General features: G+C 69.4%; 13 protein-coding genes. 9 read left to right on the top strand and 4 right to left on the bottom strand.

Going from position 1 to position 14865, the window contains the following annotated elements; genetic code table 11:
- Positions 1-7 precede the first annotated feature (7 nt).
- Entirely contained in the window at positions 8-892 is an 885-nt protein-coding gene (locus U1701_RS08390) for an LOG family protein (protein WP_332782102.1), read from the top strand.
- A 215-nt stretch (positions 893-1107) separates the two neighbouring features.
- Here U1701_RS08390 and U1701_RS08385 read toward each other — a convergent pair whose 3' ends face one another.
- Complete coding sequence (locus tag U1701_RS08385; protein WP_332782101.1) at positions 1108-1800, bottom strand: c-type cytochrome; 693 nt, start codon at positions 1798-1800, stop codon at positions 1108-1110.
- Positions 1801-1904: 104 nt separating this feature from the next.
- Here U1701_RS08385 and U1701_RS08380 point away from each other — a divergent pair, with 104 nt between their 5' ends.
- On the top strand, positions 1905-2795 hold the full coding sequence (locus tag U1701_RS08380; RefSeq protein ID WP_332782100.1) for a prephenate dehydratase: 891 nt from the start codon (positions 1905-1907) through the stop codon (positions 2793-2795).
- 3 nt (positions 2796-2798) lie between these two features.
- On the opposite strand, the gene nudC is transcribed toward U1701_RS08380, so the two are convergent.
- Genes nudC through U1701_RS08365 form a run of 3 tightly spaced genes read right to left on the bottom strand, consistent with a single transcriptional unit; the run spans position 2799 to position 6069 of the window.
- Positions 2799-3686 carry an NAD(+) diphosphatase gene (gene nudC, locus U1701_RS08375; protein WP_332782099.1) on the bottom strand — a complete coding sequence of 296 codons (888 nt, stop codon included), beginning with the start codon at positions 3684-3686 and terminating at the stop codon, positions 2799-2801.
- Complete coding sequence (locus tag U1701_RS08370) at positions 3683-5014, bottom strand: serine hydrolase domain-containing protein (RefSeq protein WP_332782098.1); 1332 nt, start codon at positions 5012-5014, stop codon at positions 3683-3685. Before U1701_RS08370 ends, nudC begins: the two co-directional genes overlap by 4 nt.
- A complete protein-coding gene (locus U1701_RS08365; protein WP_332782097.1) occupies positions 5011-6069 on the bottom strand; it encodes an A/G-specific adenine glycosylase in 1059 nt (352 codons plus the stop codon). The genes U1701_RS08370 and U1701_RS08365 overlap by 4 nt, the downstream gene beginning before the upstream one ends.
- A 26-nt stretch (positions 6070-6095) precedes the next feature.
- On the opposite strand from U1701_RS08365, the gene U1701_RS08360 reads away from it, so the two are divergent.
- From U1701_RS08360 to U1701_RS08330, 7 genes are all read left to right on the top strand, one after another.
- Positions 6096-6629, top strand: a complete 534-nt coding sequence (locus tag U1701_RS08360) for a DUF721 domain-containing protein (protein ID WP_332782096.1) — start codon at positions 6096-6098, stop codon at positions 6627-6629.
- Positions 6630-7295, top strand: coding sequence for a DsbA family protein (locus tag U1701_RS08355; protein WP_332782095.1), 666 nt, complete (start codon positions 6630-6632; stop codon positions 7293-7295).
- 19 nt (positions 7296-7314) lie between these two features.
- On the top strand, positions 7315-8049 hold the full coding sequence (locus tag U1701_RS08350) for a thioredoxin domain-containing protein (RefSeq protein WP_332782094.1): 735 nt from the start codon (positions 7315-7317) through the stop codon (positions 8047-8049).
- 102 nt (positions 8050-8151) lie between these two features.
- A complete protein-coding gene (locus U1701_RS08345; protein ID WP_332782093.1) occupies positions 8152-11538 on the top strand; it encodes a chromosome segregation SMC family protein in 3387 nt (1128 codons plus the stop codon).
- Positions 11539-11569: 31 nt separating this feature from the next.
- The gene (locus U1701_RS08340) at positions 11570-11755 is read left to right on the top strand and encodes a hypothetical protein (RefSeq protein WP_332782092.1); all 186 of its coding nucleotides are present in this window, start codon (positions 11570-11572) and stop codon (positions 11753-11755) included.
- A 288-nt stretch (positions 11756-12043) separates the two neighbouring features.
- The gene (locus tag U1701_RS08335) at positions 12044-13294 is read left to right on the top strand and encodes a putative DNA modification/repair radical SAM protein (protein ID WP_332782091.1); all 1251 of its coding nucleotides are present in this window, start codon (positions 12044-12046) and stop codon (positions 13292-13294) included.
- A gap of 145 nt (positions 13295-13439) precedes the next feature.
- Positions 13440-14822, top strand: a complete 1383-nt coding sequence (locus tag U1701_RS08330) for a UdgX family uracil-DNA binding protein (RefSeq protein ID WP_332782090.1) — start codon at positions 13440-13442, stop codon at positions 14820-14822.
- Positions 14823-14865 lie beyond the last annotated feature (43 nt).

Here is a 14865-nt window from a genome sequence, read left to right as displayed (position 1 = left end):
CGCCTAAATGACCGATACACGAGTACCGACGCGGGTGTTCCCGCGCGCAAAGCAGGACGCCGAGACCGCCAAGGACTCCGTCTCCACCCCTCAGACCCAGCATCCGGCCTACCGGCTCGCCTTCCAGGACATGGACTTCCTGCTGCGCGAAGACCTTCGCCCGGTGCGATTCCAGCTCGAGCTGCTCAAGACCGAGCTGGTACTCGACGAAGCCAAGATCGCCTCGACCTTCGTGTTCTACGGCTCGGCGCGCATTCCCGAGCCCGCCAAAGCGCAGGCGCTGCTCGAACTGGCGACCGATGACGCGTCGCGAAAGATCGCGCAGAGCCTCGTCGACAAATCAAAATATTACGACGTCGCGCGCGAGCTCGCGGCTAAAGTCAGCGTCCTTCCGCGCGATTCGAACGGCTGGCGGCAGTTCGTCGTGTGTTCGGGCGGCGGCCCGTCGATCATGGAGGCCGCCAATCGCGGTGCCAGCGATGTCGGCGCCGAATCGATCGGGCTCAACATCGTCCTGCCACACGAGCAGGCGCCCAATCCCTATGTGACGCCGTCGCTGTCGGTGCAGTTTCACTATTTTGCGCTGCGCAAGATGCACTTTCTGCTCCACGCCCGCGCGCTCGCTGCGTTCCCGGGCGGGTTCGGGACGTTCGACGAGCTGTTCGAGCTGCTGACGTTGATCCAGACCGGCAAGATTCAGCCGATCCCGGTGCTTCTGTTCGGCCGCTCGTTCTGGCAGCGCGTGATCAATTTCGACGCGCTGGTCGAAGAGGGCGTGGTCAGCGAGAAGGACCTCGGCATCTTCAAATATGTCGAAACCGCCGACGAAGCATGGGACGCGGTGCAGAGCTTCTACCGCGAGCGGGCGGAGATGGACTCGGCGGAGGGGTAAGCGCCGGCGATCCAAAGATCACTTCCAGCAGCCTTCATCCCCAACCCGTCATGCCAGCGTAGGCTGGCATCTTCCTCTTATGGCAGTCGGCATACCCCGAACCGGGAGACCCCAGCCTGCGCTGGGGTGACGGAATATGGCGGGGTGACGGGATCGGGTGGAGCGACGGGATCGGATGGGGACAGAACAGCCCGCCGACGAACGGCGGGCCGAACCTATTTCTCCGTCCGCGCGCCGCGACGTGCGGCTTCCGGATCCACCGAGGGCGCGCCGGACGCGGCCGTGCCGGTGTTGGCGAGATCCGCCGTATCCGACCCGTTGGTCGCCGCCGCCTCTGCCGCATCCGCGGTCGCAGGCTGCGCGGCCGCGGCCGGTGCTGCTCCGGCGGCGGGAAGCGGCAGGTTCGACCCTTGCGCATTCAGATAGGCGATCACGTTCGCGCGATCCTGCGCATTGCCGAGGCCGGCGAAGGTCATCTTGGTGCCCGGCGCGAACTTGCGCGGGCTGGTCAGCCACGCGTTCATCTTGTCGAAGTCCCAGTTGCCGCCGACCGCCTTCAGCGCGTCGGAGAAGGGATAACCCGCCTTGCCCTGCGCGATCCCCTCGCCCAGCGTCGCGTAGAGGTTCGGGCCGATGCCGTTCGCGCCGCCCTGGTTGACGCTGTGACAGGCGGCGCACTTCTTGAAGACCTCGGCGCCCTTGGCGGGGTCGGCGGTCGGCAGCAGCGATGCGATCGCGACTTCGGGTGCGGCGCCCGCGGCGCCGTCCTCGACCACGCCCTCGATCGCATAGCCCATCTTCTCGGGACGCTCGCCGTGGAACACCATGCCACCGACGATCGACAGGCCCAGCGCTGCACCGCAGCCCGCAAGCACCCAGCCGGCGATCGTGTTGGTCCGATTGTCCATTTTTGCGCCTCTGCCCCTGTTATTGCCAGACCCCATAGGAAAGCCGGCGCCGCACCGCAAGCCGCGCTTGCTCGCACCCGCCGCGCGCTTTACGCGGCCGCTCGATGGAAAATTTCGCAGGTCCCGCCCGCCCGATCGTTGCCCGGATGACGGCTGCCGCCGCCGCCGACCCCGCGCGGACAGTCGCATTTCAGGGTGCGCCCGGCGCAAACAGCCATGTCGCCGCCCTCGAGGCGTTCCCCGACGGTCTGCCGCTGCCGTGCTTCGACTTCGCCGATGCGATCGACGCGGTGAAGGACGGTCGCGCCGACTGCGCGATCATCCCGATCGAGAATTCGCTGCACGGCCGCGTAGCCGACATCCATTTCCTGCTGCCCGAATCGGGGCTGGTGGTGACCGGCGAACATTTCCTGCCGATCCGCTATGCGCTGATGGGCACCGGCCCGCGCGACGGCGTGCGCGAGGCGATGAGCCATCCGCAGGCGCTCGGCCAGTGCCGCCACTGGCTGAAGGCGCATGGCATTGCACCGGTCAGCTATCCCGATACCGCCGGCGCCGCCGCGGTGGTCGCCGAGCGCGCCGACCCCACGATCGCCGCGCTCGCGCCGCCCGGTGCCGCCGCGCTGTACGGGCTCGACCTGCTCGACAACGACATCGCCGATGCGGATCACAACACCACGCGGTTCGTCACGCTCGCGCGCGGCAGCAAGCCGCCTGTCGGGGATGGCGACTGGATGACGACGCTGATCTTCGAGGTAAACAACGTTCCTGCCGCGCTCTACAAGGCGATGGGCGGCTTTGCGACCAACGGGGTCAACATGACCAAGCTGGAGAGCTACCAGCGGGGCGGCAGCTTCGCCGCGACGGAATTCTATGCCGACGTGGTCGGCAAGCCCGGCGACGCGAATTTCGACCGCGCGCTGGCGGAACTGGGGTTTCATTCGAAATGGCTGCGCGTGCTCGGGACCTATCCGCAGGCCAGAACGCGGGGCTGATCCTCAGCCCTCCGCCCACGCGGTCAGCAGCGTGAACGCGATCGCATAGGGCGGCGGGGCGATGAACGGCCCCTCCTCACCGCGCAACACCGCGCGGACCATCTCGCGCGGCACCCACATTGCGTCCTCGAGCTCGTTCGGGTCGATCGTGATCGCGTCGTCCTCCGCCTCGGCGACGCAGGCCATCATCAACGACGACGGGAACGGCCAGGGCTGGCTGGCGACGTAGCGCACCTTGCCGACCCGCACGCCCGATTCTTCGACGATCTCGCGCGCTACCGCCTCCTCGATCGATTCGCCCGGCTCCATGAACCCGGCGAGCGCCGAATAGCGCCCCGGCGGCCAGTTGCGCCCGCGCCCGAGCAGCGCGCGGCCGTCATGCTCGGCGATCATGATCACGACAGGGTCGACGCGCGGGAAATGTTCGGCGGCGCAGTTCGGGCATTTGCGCCCCCAGCCGGCGCGGAACAGCGCGGTCGGCGTCCCACACTTCGCGCAGAATCCGTGCCGCACATGCCAGTCGATCACGCTGCGCGCCGCAGCATAGGTTGCCGCCTCGCCCGGTGCGAGCGCGTGGAGCACCGCCATGAGTTCGGGCGAGCGCATCGCCGGCGCGGTATCGACTCGCATTCCGGCCAGCAGCGCGGCGAAATGCGGGCGCCCGTCGCCGTCGAGCCCGAGCAGGATCGGGTCTGCATCGTCCGGCAGGTCGGCGATCGGCGCCCAGCCGAGTAGCCCCTCATCGATCACCGCAGGCATCAGCCCGTCGAGCATAAGCAGCCGCGCACGCGGATCACGGCGCGCCGCCGCCAGTCCGTCGACATCGTGCCGCAGCGTATCGGCACGATCGAGCATGCCGCCGGTGAAACCGATCCTGCCAAGCCCGCTCATCGCGCCAACCGCGCGACATCCTTGGCGATCGCCGCCGCCACCTCGGCGCGCACCGGCCATCTCTCACCGGGGAAATAATTCACCATCACCGTGCCGCGCATACGCCGGACGGGATCGACCCAGGCGATCGTCCCCGCAGCACCGCCCCAGCCGAACGTGCCCTTCGATGCGCCGCCTGGCATGGCGGCCAGCACGACCGACCCGCCCGCGCCGAATCCCATGTTCGACGTCCGGGTGGTACCGCCGTTGCCGTTGCCGATCCCGCCGAAGCTGACGCCCGCGGGGAGCAGGTTCGACATGCCGAGCGCGACCGTTTCCGGCTTCATCACACGCACGCCGTCCAGCGTACCGCCGTCCTGCAGCATGTGCAGGAACCGGTCATAATCGCGCGCCGACATCACCAGGCCTGCGCCACCGTACGGGAAGCTGGGCGGCGTCAGGAACGCCGACGTGGCGGCCGGATCCAGCGGCGTGCGGTTCTCGCCGACGAACGCGTAGTTGGTGGCCAGTCGCCCGATCTCGCTCTTGGGCACCGACCAATAGGTCGAATTCATCTTCAACGGCGCGAACATCCGCGTCTGGAGGAAGCGCTCGAAGCTCATGCCGGATGCGACCTCGATCACCCGGCCCATCACGTCGAGCCCCATCGAATAGCTCCACGTCGTCCCCGGCTCGGCGATCAGCGGCAGCGCCGCGGCGCGGTTGGCGAACTCCGCCAGCGATGTCGGGCGGACGCGCCGCATCTGCATCTCCATCTGCGCGTTGACCGACGCAGGGATAACGCCGAGCCGCTCATACTCCTTGAGCAGCGGCCCCTTCACGTTGATGCTGTAGCCGAGCCCCGACGTATGCGTCAGCAACATCCGGATCGTGATGGCGTTACGCGCCGGACGGCTGGCGAGCGAGGTTTCAGGGCTGGTCGCCACCGTCATCGTCGCGAACGCGGGGATGTACTTGCTGACCGGATCGTCGAGCTTCAGCCTGCCGTCCTCGACCAGCATCATCGCCGCCATGCCGGTGATCGGCTTGGTCATCGAATAGACCCGCCACAGCGAATCGGCGTTCGCAGTCGCACCGCCATCGGCGATTTTGCCGGCCGACGGAAACAGCGTGCGCCCATCGCCCACGCCGAACGCGCCGACGATCCCCGGCATCTTGCCGTCGCGGACATAGCCGTCGAAGACACCTTGAACGGTGGGCAGCAGCGCGCTGACGGGTACCGGCATGCGCGGCGCCGGCATCGGCGCCGGCTGGCGCTGCGCCTGCCCGAAGGCGCCGGTTGCTGCGAGCGCGGCGAGGCCGCCGATCATCCAGTGCGTACGCGTCATGCAGCCCTCCTGATGGCCCCCGCGATCGCGAGGGCAGCCTTGGCGAAAACGGTCGGAAGCCCGGCGGTATCCAGCCGATCGACCGGCCACCATTCGTGCGATTCGTCGCCGGGTTGATGCGCCTCGACCTGCGCCACCGCAAGCGCCAGATCGAGGTCGAAATGCGTGAAGCCGTGCGTAACTCGAACATCCAGCATCCGCCAGTCCGCCTGCGCCGGTGCATCCTCGAACCCCGGTGCCTGATCGACCCACGGCCCGGTCGGCAGCGCGCGCATCCCGCCGAGCAGCCCCTTGTCGGGTCGCCGCACCAGCAGCACCCGTCCGTCGCGCTCCAGCCAGAAGATCGTGCCCTTGCGCGCGGGCTTGGCGGCCTTCTTCGCCTTGACCGGCAGGGTCTCCGGCGCTCCGCCTGCAAACCCGTCGCACCATTCGCGTAGCGGGCACAGCAGGCATTTCGGCGCACGGGTGGTGCAGATCCCCGAGCCCAGATCCATCATCGCCTGCGCGAAATCGCCGGCACGAAGGTCGGGGGTGATCGTGTCCGCCGCCGCGCGGATCGCGGGCCGTGCCGCGGGCAAGGGCGTTGCAATCGCGAACAGCCGCGCGACGACGCGCTCGACATTGGCATCGACCACCACCGAGCGCTGCCCGAACGCGATCGCCGCCACCGCCGCGGCGGTGTACGCGCCCAGCCCCGGCAGCGCGCGCAACTCGGCCTCGGTCCCCGGGAACACGCCGCCATGCTCGGCGACCACCGCCTTCGCCGCCGCGACCAGATTGCGCGCCCGCGCATAGTATCCGAGCCCCGCCCAGGCGGCCATCACGTCCGCCTCTTCGGCAGCCGCCAGACTCGCGAAATCGGGCCAGCGCGCGGTCCAGGCCAGGAAGCGCGGCGTTACCGCGGCGACCGTCGTCTGCTGCAGCATCACCTCGGACAGCCAGACGCGGTACGGATCTATGGCCTCGCCCGGTTTCGCCCGCCACGGCAGGTCGCGGCGGTGCGTATCGTACCAGTCGAGCAGGGCGTCCGACACCGAAGAGCGCTTGGCGTTCATGCCCGCGCTATGGCATGGGTAAGCGAATGAGCAAGCCGCCCAGCACCCGCCCCAAGACGAAAGGCCGCACCGATCCCGACGCCCCGCGCGAGAACCGCGCACGCGCCGTATCGGAACTGCTGCCGTCGATCGGCGGCGCGGCGTTCCGGCGCTTCGGCTTCGTGCAGAGCTCGATCGTCAGCCGCTGGCCCGAGATCGTCGGCGAGAAGCTGGCCGGCGCCAGCACCCCCGAATCGATCCGCTTCCCGGTCGGCAAGAAGCAGGACGGCGTCCTCACGCTCACCGTCCGCGGCGCGCACGCGCCGATGATGCAGCACATCACGCCCGAGATCATGGAGCGCGTGAATCGCTTTTTCGGCTATGCCGCGGTCGCCAAGGTCGCGATCCGCCAGGGCGAGGTCGCCGCCCCCCCGCCGCGCAAGGCGCCGCCGTCGATCCGTACCGTTCCGCTGGATCTTGGCGACAGCCTGAAGGGCATCGCCGACCCTGAACTGCGCGCCGTCCTCGAATCGCTTGCCGCCGGCGTCGCCTCGACCAACGGCCCACCCAGGATTAGCTGAATGCGCGTGTTGCTTACCCTATTTTCCGTCGTCCTGCTCACCGCGGCGACGCCCAGGCGCGACTGGAACGCGGTCGCGACCAAGACGCCCGCCGGCGCCTATGTCATCGGCAACCCGCAGGCCCGCGTGAAGCTGGTCGAATATGCGAGCTACACCTGCTCGCACTGCGCCGCCTTTTCGGGCGCGTCGGAACCGGTGTTGCGTCGCCAGATGATCGCGTCGGGCTCAACCAGCCTCGAACTGCGCCACTTCATCCGCGACAAGCTCGACCTCGCCGCCGCGATCCTCGCGCGCTGCACCGGCCCCAGGGGCTTCGCCGCGACCACCGCCGCGATCTTCGCCGCACAGCCGACCTGGCTGCAACGCGGCATCGACTTCCAGGAGGCGAACGGCGCACGGATCAATCTCTACCCGACCCAGGCCCAGCTTCGCGCGAACGCCGACGGCTCGGGCCTTACCGCGCTCGTCAAGGCACGCGGCCTGTCCGACGCCGCGATCGGCGCCTGCTTCGCCGACCAGGCCGAGATCGACCGGATCGTTGCGCTGACCAGCAACGCGCCGTCGGAAATCGACTCGACGCCGACTTTCTACGTCAACGGCAAGCGCGTCGCGCACGCGGCCTGGGCACAGCTCGAGCCAGCCCTGCGCGCCGCCGGCGCCAGATAATCCCAAGCGGAGTACTCGCATGAAGTTCGCCTACGCACTCGCCCTTCTTCCCATCGCGCTCGCCGGTTGTTCGAAGGACGAATCGAGCAACAGCGTGACCGCCGCGGCCCCCGTCGCCGCAACGCCCGCTCCCGCCGGCAAGAATTGGTCCGAGACGGTCGTGAAGACCGAAGAGGGCTACCGGATGGGCAACCCCGACGCGCCGATCAAGCTCGTCGAATATGGCGCGCGTTCGTGCCCGACCTGCGGCGCGTTCGGCCGCGAGGCGTACAAGCCGCTGACCGACAATTATGTCTCGACCGGCAAGGTCAGCTTCGAATTCCGCGACTTCCTGGTCCACGGCGCCTCCGACGTCGCGCTGACCCTGCTCGGCCAGTGCGGCAGCGTCGAGAGCTTCTTCCCGCTGCTCGAACAGACCTATCAGAACCAGATCGCATTCCTCGACAAGCTGCAGGCGATGCCGCAGCCGGCACAGGCCGCATTGCAGGGCAAGTCGCCGACCGCGGTCGCGACCGCGCTCGCCGAACAGATGGGTGCGATCGACTTCGTCAAGCAGCGCGGCATCCCCGAGGCCAAGGCGCGCGCCTGCCTCGCCGACCAGAAGCAGCTCGAGATCATGGCCAAGCCGACCGAAAAGGCGATGCAGGACGGATCGGTCACCGGCACCCCGACCTTCTTCATCAACGGCAAGGTTGCCGAGGGCGTGGTGACCTGGGAGCAGATGGAAAAGGCGCTGAAGGCCGCCGGGGCGTAACACATCCCACACCGTCACCCCGGGCTTGACCCGGGGTCCCGCTTCTTCGACCGTGGATAGCGGGCCCCGGGATCGTGTCCGGGGTGACGGAGGGGGGCACACATGCAGATCAAACGCCTCCGCATCGCCGGGTTCAAGAGCTTCGTCGAACCCGCGGACCTGCGCATCGAACCGGGCCTGACCGGCGTCGTCGGCCCGAATGGCTGCGGCAAGTCCAACCTGCTCGAAGCGCTGCGCTGGACGATGGGCGAGGCCAGCGCGAAGTCGTTGCGCGGCGCCGGCATGGACGACGTGATCTTCGCCGGCACCACCACCCGCCCGCCGCGCGACTTCGCCGAAGTCTCGATCCTCGCCGAGATCGCGGGTGAGGAAACCGAGATCGTCCGCCGCATCGAACGCGGCGCCGGCTCCGCCTACCGGATCGACGGCCGCGACGTCCGCGCCAAGGACGTCGGCCTGCTGTTCGCCGACGCCGCCACTGGCGCACACAGCCCCGCGCTCGTCAGCCAGGGCCGGATCGGCGCAGTGATCGCCGCCAAGCCGGCCGACCGTCGCGCGATGCTCGAAGACGCGGCCGGCATCTCGGGGCTCCACGTCCGGCGGAAGGACGCCGAGAGTAAACTCCGAGCGACCGAAGCCAACCTCGCCAAGCTGGACGAACTGATCGCCGACCAGGACGCCCGCGTCGCAGCACTCCGCCGCCAGGCACGCGCCGCCGACCGCTATCGCCAGCTTTCCGACCAGATCCGCGTCGCCGAGGCCCGGCTGATCTTCGCGCACTGGCGCGAAGCCGCCGCCGCGGCCGACGCCGCCAAGGCCGAAGCCGCGGACGCCGAAGCCCGCGTCCGCGCCGCCACCGATGCCGAACGCACCGCCGCCGCCGCGCAGATGGACGCCGCCAGCACGGTCAGCGCCGCCCGCGCCGCCGCGCTCGCCGCGCGCGATGCCGCGGCCGACGCCGCCTATCGCCTGACCACGCTCCGGACCGAACGCACCGCCGCCGAACGCCGCATTGCGGAACTGACCGCCGCCCGTGACCGCATCGCCGAGGATCGCGCGCGCGAAGGCGCGCTCGCCAGCGACGCCGCCGCCGCGATCGCGCGGCTCGCCGACGAGGCGCGTACGCTCGACGCCGCGATCGCCGATGCCGCCAAGGCATTTCCCGCGCTCGACGCCGCGCTCGACGAAGCCGAACGCCATGCGCGCGATGCCGAAGTCGCGCTCGCCCAGGCGCTTGCCCGCCAGGCGCAGGACGCCGCCGAACTGCGCATCGCCAGCGCCGCGCTGACCGCCGCCCGCGCCCGCACGGACCGTGCCGCGCGCGACGGTGCAGGCCTCGCCACCGCGCTCCGCGCCCTCCCGCAACCCGCCCCCCTAGAAGCCGAACGCGCCGCCGCATCGGCGAAGCGCACCGAAGCCGCCACCACCGCCGACACGGCGCGCGCCTCGCTCGCCCAGGCCGAGACCGCCGAACGCACCGCGATCGCCGCGCGCGACACCGCCGAGGCGACCCGCGCCACCGCCCGCGCCGAACTCGCCGCGATCGACAGCGAAGCCACCGCGCTCGCCAGGGCAACGCAGGCGAACGGCCGCGATCGCCTGCTCGACCATGTCGCCGCGCGCCCCGGCCACGAACGCGCTCTGGCCGCCGCACTGGCCGACGAGCTCGACACCGGTCTCGCCGCCTGGACTGGCGCCGCGCCCGCACCCGACGACCCCACCGCGCCCGCCGACAGCGAACCGCTCGCCCCCCATGTCGATGCGCCCCCCGCCCTCGCCCGCCGCCTCGCGCAGATCTTCGTCACCGATATCGATACCGGCCAACCGCTCGCGGTCGGCCAGCGCCTCGTGACCCGCGACGGCCTACTGCGCCGCTGGGACGGCTTCGCCACCAGCGGCAGCGGCGCGGCGGCGGTCGAACGCCTCGTTCGCCTCAACCGCCTCAAGGCTTTGCAAGACGCCCGCGCGCCCGCCGCCGCCGCGCTCGCCGAAGCCGAAACTGCCCGCGCCGCAATGGAGACCGACATCACCGCCGCGCGCCAGACCGCGCAGACCGCGCGTGCCACGCTGCAACGCGCCGAAGCCGAAGGCCGCGACGCGCTGCGTACAGAGGACCGCACCACCACTGCGCTCGAGCGGCTCGCCAGCCAGCGCGCCGATCTCGACGCCCGCGCCGCGCGCATCGCCGACGACGCGGCCGACGCCGCGGCAGAGCTCGACCGTGCACAGGCCGCGATGGCCGCGGTCCCCGACGGCTCTGCCAATGCCGCCGCCGTCGCGACGCTCCACCGCGACGCCGAGACCCGCCGCGCCGCGGTCAGCCAGGCCCGCGCCGACCGCACGTCGCGCGAACGCGCGCACACCGCCGATCGCGAGCGCCTCGCCGCCGCCAAGGCGGACACGAAAAGCTGGCACGCTCGCGCCGGGGAGGCCGCCAAACGCATCGCCGACATGGACGCCCGCGCGGCCGGGCTCGCCCGCGACATCGCCGCGTCGGCCGATCGCCCCGCCCAACTCGACGCCGATATCGCTAGCCTCGACACCCAACATGCCGCCGCGCGCGCCGAGGCCGACACGCGCGCCGCCGCGGAACACGCCGCCGAAGCCGCACAGCGCACCGCCGACGACGCGCACACCCGCGCCAACGAAACATTGTCGCAGGCCCGTGAACACCGCGCCGGCGCCATCGCCCGCGTCGAGAATCACGAGCAGCGCCGCGTCGAGACGAGTCGGCTCTCGGGAGAACGCTTCGCCTGCCCCGCCGCCGTCCTGCCCGAACGCCTCGCCTTCGACGCCGCCAGCGTCCGCAGCCCCACCGAGGAATCCGTCGCGCACGACCGGCTGACGCGCGACCGCGAACGCATCGGCCCGGTCAATCTGATGGCGACCCAGGAACTCGCCGAGCTCGAAGCCGCCAGCGTCGGCAACGCCGCCGAGCGCGACGAACTGGGCCAGGCCGTTAACCGCCTCCGCGGCTCGATCGGCACGCTCAACCGCGAAGGGCGCCAGCGGCTGCTCGCCGCGTTCGAGGCGGTCAACGGCCATTTCCGGCGCCTGTTCGCAACGCTGTTCGACGGCGGCGCCGCGCATCTCGAGCTTGTCGATTCGGACGATCCGCTCGAAGCCGGCCTCGAGATCATGGCGCAGCCACCCGGCAAGCGCCTCCAGTCGCTCACGCTGCTGTCCGGCGGCGAACAGGCGCTGACCGCGGTCGCGCTGATCTTCGGGCTGTTCCTGACCAACCCGGCGCCGATCTGCGTGCTGGACGAGGTCGACGCGCCGCTCGACGACGCCAATATCGAACGCTTCTGCGACCTGCTCGACCGGATGGCGACCGACACCGACACGCGCTATCTCGTCGTCACGCACAACGCGGTGACGATGAGTCGGATGCACCGATTGTTCGGCGTGACGATGATCGAACGCGGCGTCAGCCGGCTCGTCTCGGTCGATCTACGCGCCGCGGAAAACTTGCTCGCGGCGGAATGACGAGTCGCCGCCGGTGCGGTATATCGGGGCCATGTTCCTCGACGAATCGAGCATCTGGCCGCGCAAGGACGACCTGCCGCCGCGCAAGCCGCCCTTTCGCCACGAAAAGGCGCTGACTCGCCTGCTGCTCGGCTACGCGCTGGTCCTGTTGCTGCTGCCGATCAGCCTCGGCAGCTTCGCCGACCTGATCCGCTATCTCGCTGAGATTCTTGGCTGACGCGCAATCGCGTTCCCTTCATCCGTTCGTGCCGAGTAGGGACCAAGTAGGCTCGAAGAGCCGTATCGAGGGCTCGTATCGAAGCACAGGTTCCGCGCGCCAACCTGTCCTTCGATACGCCGCCTCGACAAGCTCGGCGGCTACTCGGGACGAACGGAGAAGTGCGGATCGATCCGGGGTCATCACGCGGCACGCACCCAATGCCCGCCGCGCGCGTTGGATCGCGACGATACCGGATACTGACCAAGATCAATCGACAGCGGCGTCGCGGGAACGTAGGAAGAACGCATGGCGCAGCTCGACACCCGCGAAAAGCTGGAAATCCTGGCCGATGCCGCGAAATACGACGCGTCCTGCGCTTCGTCGGGCACCGCCAAGCGCAATTCCAAGGACGGCAAGGGGCTCGGCTCGACCGAGGGCATGGGCATCTGCCACGCCTATGCGCCCGACGGCCGCTGCATCAGCCTGCTGAAGATCCTGCTGACCAACAGCTGCATCTTCGACTGCCATTACTGCATCAATCGCAAGAGCTCGAACGTTCGCCGCGCGCGCTTCACCGCGAAGGAGGTCGTCGACCTGACGATCGCCTTCTACAAGCGCAACTATATCGAGGGTCTGTTCCTGAGCTCGGGGATCATCGCCTCGTCCAACTATACGATGGAGCAGATGGTCGAGGTCGCGCGCAGCTTGCGCGAGGATCACCATTTCCGCGGCTACATCCACCTGAAGACGATCCCCGACGCCGATCCCGAGCTGGTCCATCAGGCAGGGCTCTATGCCGATCGGCTGTCGATCAACGTCGAGCTCCCGACCGTCGGCGGCCTGAAGCGGCTCGCCCCCGAAAAGGACGGCGTGCGGATCGAAACCGCGATGGCCGAGGTGAAGGCGTCGATCGTCGACGGCAAGGACGCCAAGGCCAAGTACAAGTCCGCGCCGCGTTATGCCCCCGCCGGCCAGTCGACGCAGATGATCGTCGGCGCCGATGCCGCGACCGACGGCGACATCGTCACCAAGGCCTCGACGCTCTACGATCGGTTCGGCCTCCGCCGCGTCTATTACTCGGCGTTCAGTCCGATCCCCGACGCCAGCACCGTGCTGCCACTGCAGCGGCCGCCGCTGATGCGCGAACACCGGCTCTACCAGTCCGACTGGCTGATGCGCTTCTACGAATTCTCACCCGCCGAGGTCGTCGCCGCGGCGGACGATGCGACGGGCATGCTGCCGCTCGACATCGACCCGAAGCTCGCCTGGGCGCTGAAATTCCGCGGCTCATTCCCGGTCGACGTCAACCGCGCCCCGCGCGAGCTGCTGCTGCGCGTACCGGGGCTGGGGGTGAAGGCGGTCAACGGCATCCTAACGAGCCGGCGGTGGCGTAAACTACACCTCGCCGACATCGCGCGGCTGACGGTGTCGGTGGCGAAGCTGCGTCCGTTCATCATCGCGGAGGACTGGCGCCCAGTGGTGCTGGCCGACGTCGCCGACCTCCGGCCACTGATCGCGCCGAAACCCAAGCCGAAACAGATGGAAATGTTCGCGTGATGCTCTTGCAGTCCTCCCCGGTACGGGGAGGGGGACCAGCGCAGCTGGTGGAGGGGGCGTTCGGCATGCGGTGCACTGCGGGGCGAGCCCCCTCCACCCCGCCGCTGCGCGTTGCGGTCCCCCTCCCCGCGCCGGGGAGGATTTGATGCACCGCGTAACCCTCAGCGAACCCGACGATTTCGACGGCTGGCGCGACGCCGCGCGCGGCCTCATTGCGTCCGACACCCCTCCAGACGACGTTGTCTGGCAGGTCGGCGACGCGCCCGTCGATCTGTTCGCCACCACCGCCGAGCCCGTGCTCGCCCCGGCACCCGGCATGATGTCGGTCCCCCGCGCCTTCATCGACCTCGCCCGCAGCGCGATCCTGTCCAGCGATCCCGAACGCTTCGCGCTGCTCTACACCTTGCTTGCCCGCCTGCGCCGCGAACCCAAATTGATCGAGGATCGCGCCGACCCGCTGGTCCGCCGGCTCGACCGCATCGCCAAGGACGTCCGCCGCGACGTCCACAAGATGCGCGCCTTCCTCCGCTTCCGCGAAGTCGACGACGACGGTACCCCCCGCTTCGTCGCCTGGTTCGAACCCGATCACCACATCGTCCGCGCCAACGCCGCGTTCTTCGTCAACCGCTTCGCGAGCATGCGCTGGTCGATCCTGACGCCCGAGGTGTCGATCCACTGGGACGGCAAGGCGCTGTCCGAAGGCCCCGGTGCGAGCAAGGCCGACGCCCCCGACGGCGACCCGACCGAGGAGGTGTGGAAGACCTATTACGCCAGCACCTTCAACCCGGCGCGCGTAAAGATCGGCGCGATGCTGAAGGAAATGCCCAAGAAATACTGGAAGAACATGCCCGAAACCGCGCTCGTGCCCGGGATGCTCGCGGCGGCGCAGGCGCGCGAGTCGGGCATGATCACCAAATCGCGGCACCATATTGGCGGCAACAGCCTGATCGCCTGGGAAGCGCTGCGCGACGAAGCCGCCGGCTGCACCCGCTGCCCGCTCTACAAGCCCGCGACGCAGACGGTGTTCGGCGAAGGCCCGGTCGATGCCCCACTGATGTTCGTCGGCGAACAGCCCGGCGACCAGGAGGACGTCGCCGGACGCCCATTCGTCGGTCCGGCCGGACAGATGTTCGACAAGGCGATGGCGGAAGCCGGCGTCGACCGCGCCAGGGCGTACGTCACCAACGCGGTAAAGCACTTCAAGTTCGAGCAGCGCGGCAAGCGCCGCATCCATTCGTCGCCCGCCGCCGGCGAGATCGACGCGTGCAGATGGTGGGTCGAGCAGGAACAGATGCTCGTCCGGCCCAAGGTGACGGTGGCGCTGGGTGCCACCGCCGCGCGGTCGCTGTTCGGCAAGGTCATGGCGATCGGCAAGAACCGCAGTCGCGCGCTGGAACTGCCGGGCGGCGGGGAAGCGTGGATCACCGTCCACCCGAGCTATCTGCTGCGCCTCCCCGACCCGGTACTCGCGAAAGAGGAATATGCGCGGTTCGTCGAGGATTTGCGCACAGTAGGCGCCCGCCTCTAAATCCTCCCCGGCACGGGGAGGGGGACCAGCGCAGCGGGTGGAG

It is taken from the genome of Sphingomonas rhamnosi, assembly GCF_036663615.1.
In the GTDB taxonomy this organism is placed as follows: Bacteria; Pseudomonadota; Alphaproteobacteria; order Sphingomonadales; family Sphingomonadaceae; genus Sphingomonas.
Note: the sequence above shows the minus strand (reverse complement) of the source record. Positions and strands in the feature narration are given on the sequence as shown.

Excerpts from the sequence above, each read along its gene's own strand:
- U1701_RS08365 (WP_332782097.1), bottom strand. The coding sequence starts at position 6,069 with ATGAACGCCAAGCGCTCTTCGGTGTCGGACGCCCTGCTCGACTGGTAC.
- U1701_RS08370 (WP_332782098.1), bottom strand. The coding sequence starts at position 5,014 with ATGACGCGTACGCACTGGATGATCGGCGGCCTCGCCGCGCTCGCAGCA.
- U1701_RS08390 (WP_332782102.1), top strand. The coding sequence starts at position 8 with ATGACCGATACACGAGTACCGACGCGGGTGTTCCCGCGCGCAAAGCAG.
- U1701_RS08355 (WP_332782095.1), top strand. The coding sequence starts at position 6,630 with ATGCGCGTGTTGCTTACCCTATTTTCCGTCGTCCTGCTCACCGCGGCG.
- U1701_RS08385 (WP_332782101.1), bottom strand. The coding sequence starts at position 1,800 with ATGGACAATCGGACCAACACGATCGCCGGCTGGGTGCTTGCGGGCTGC.
- U1701_RS08345 (WP_332782093.1), top strand. The coding sequence starts at position 8,152 with ATGCAGATCAAACGCCTCCGCATCGCCGGGTTCAAGAGCTTCGTCGAA.
- U1701_RS08360 (WP_332782096.1), top strand. The coding sequence starts at position 6,096 with ATGAGCAAGCCGCCCAGCACCCGCCCCAAGACGAAAGGCCGCACCGAT.
- U1701_RS08350 (WP_332782094.1), top strand. The coding sequence starts at position 7,315 with ATGAAGTTCGCCTACGCACTCGCCCTTCTTCCCATCGCGCTCGCCGGT.
- U1701_RS08330 (WP_332782090.1), top strand. The coding sequence starts at position 13,440 with ATGCACCGCGTAACCCTCAGCGAACCCGACGATTTCGACGGCTGGCGC.
- U1701_RS08335 (WP_332782091.1), top strand. The coding sequence starts at position 12,044 with ATGGCGCAGCTCGACACCCGCGAAAAGCTGGAAATCCTGGCCGATGCC.
- U1701_RS08380 (WP_332782100.1), top strand. The coding sequence starts at position 1,905 with ATGGAAAATTTCGCAGGTCCCGCCCGCCCGATCGTTGCCCGGATGACG.
- nudC (WP_332782099.1), bottom strand. The coding sequence starts at position 3,686 with ATGAGCGGGCTTGGCAGGATCGGTTTCACCGGCGGCATGCTCGATCGT.
- U1701_RS08340 (WP_332782092.1), top strand. The coding sequence starts at position 11,570 with ATGTTCCTCGACGAATCGAGCATCTGGCCGCGCAAGGACGACCTGCCG.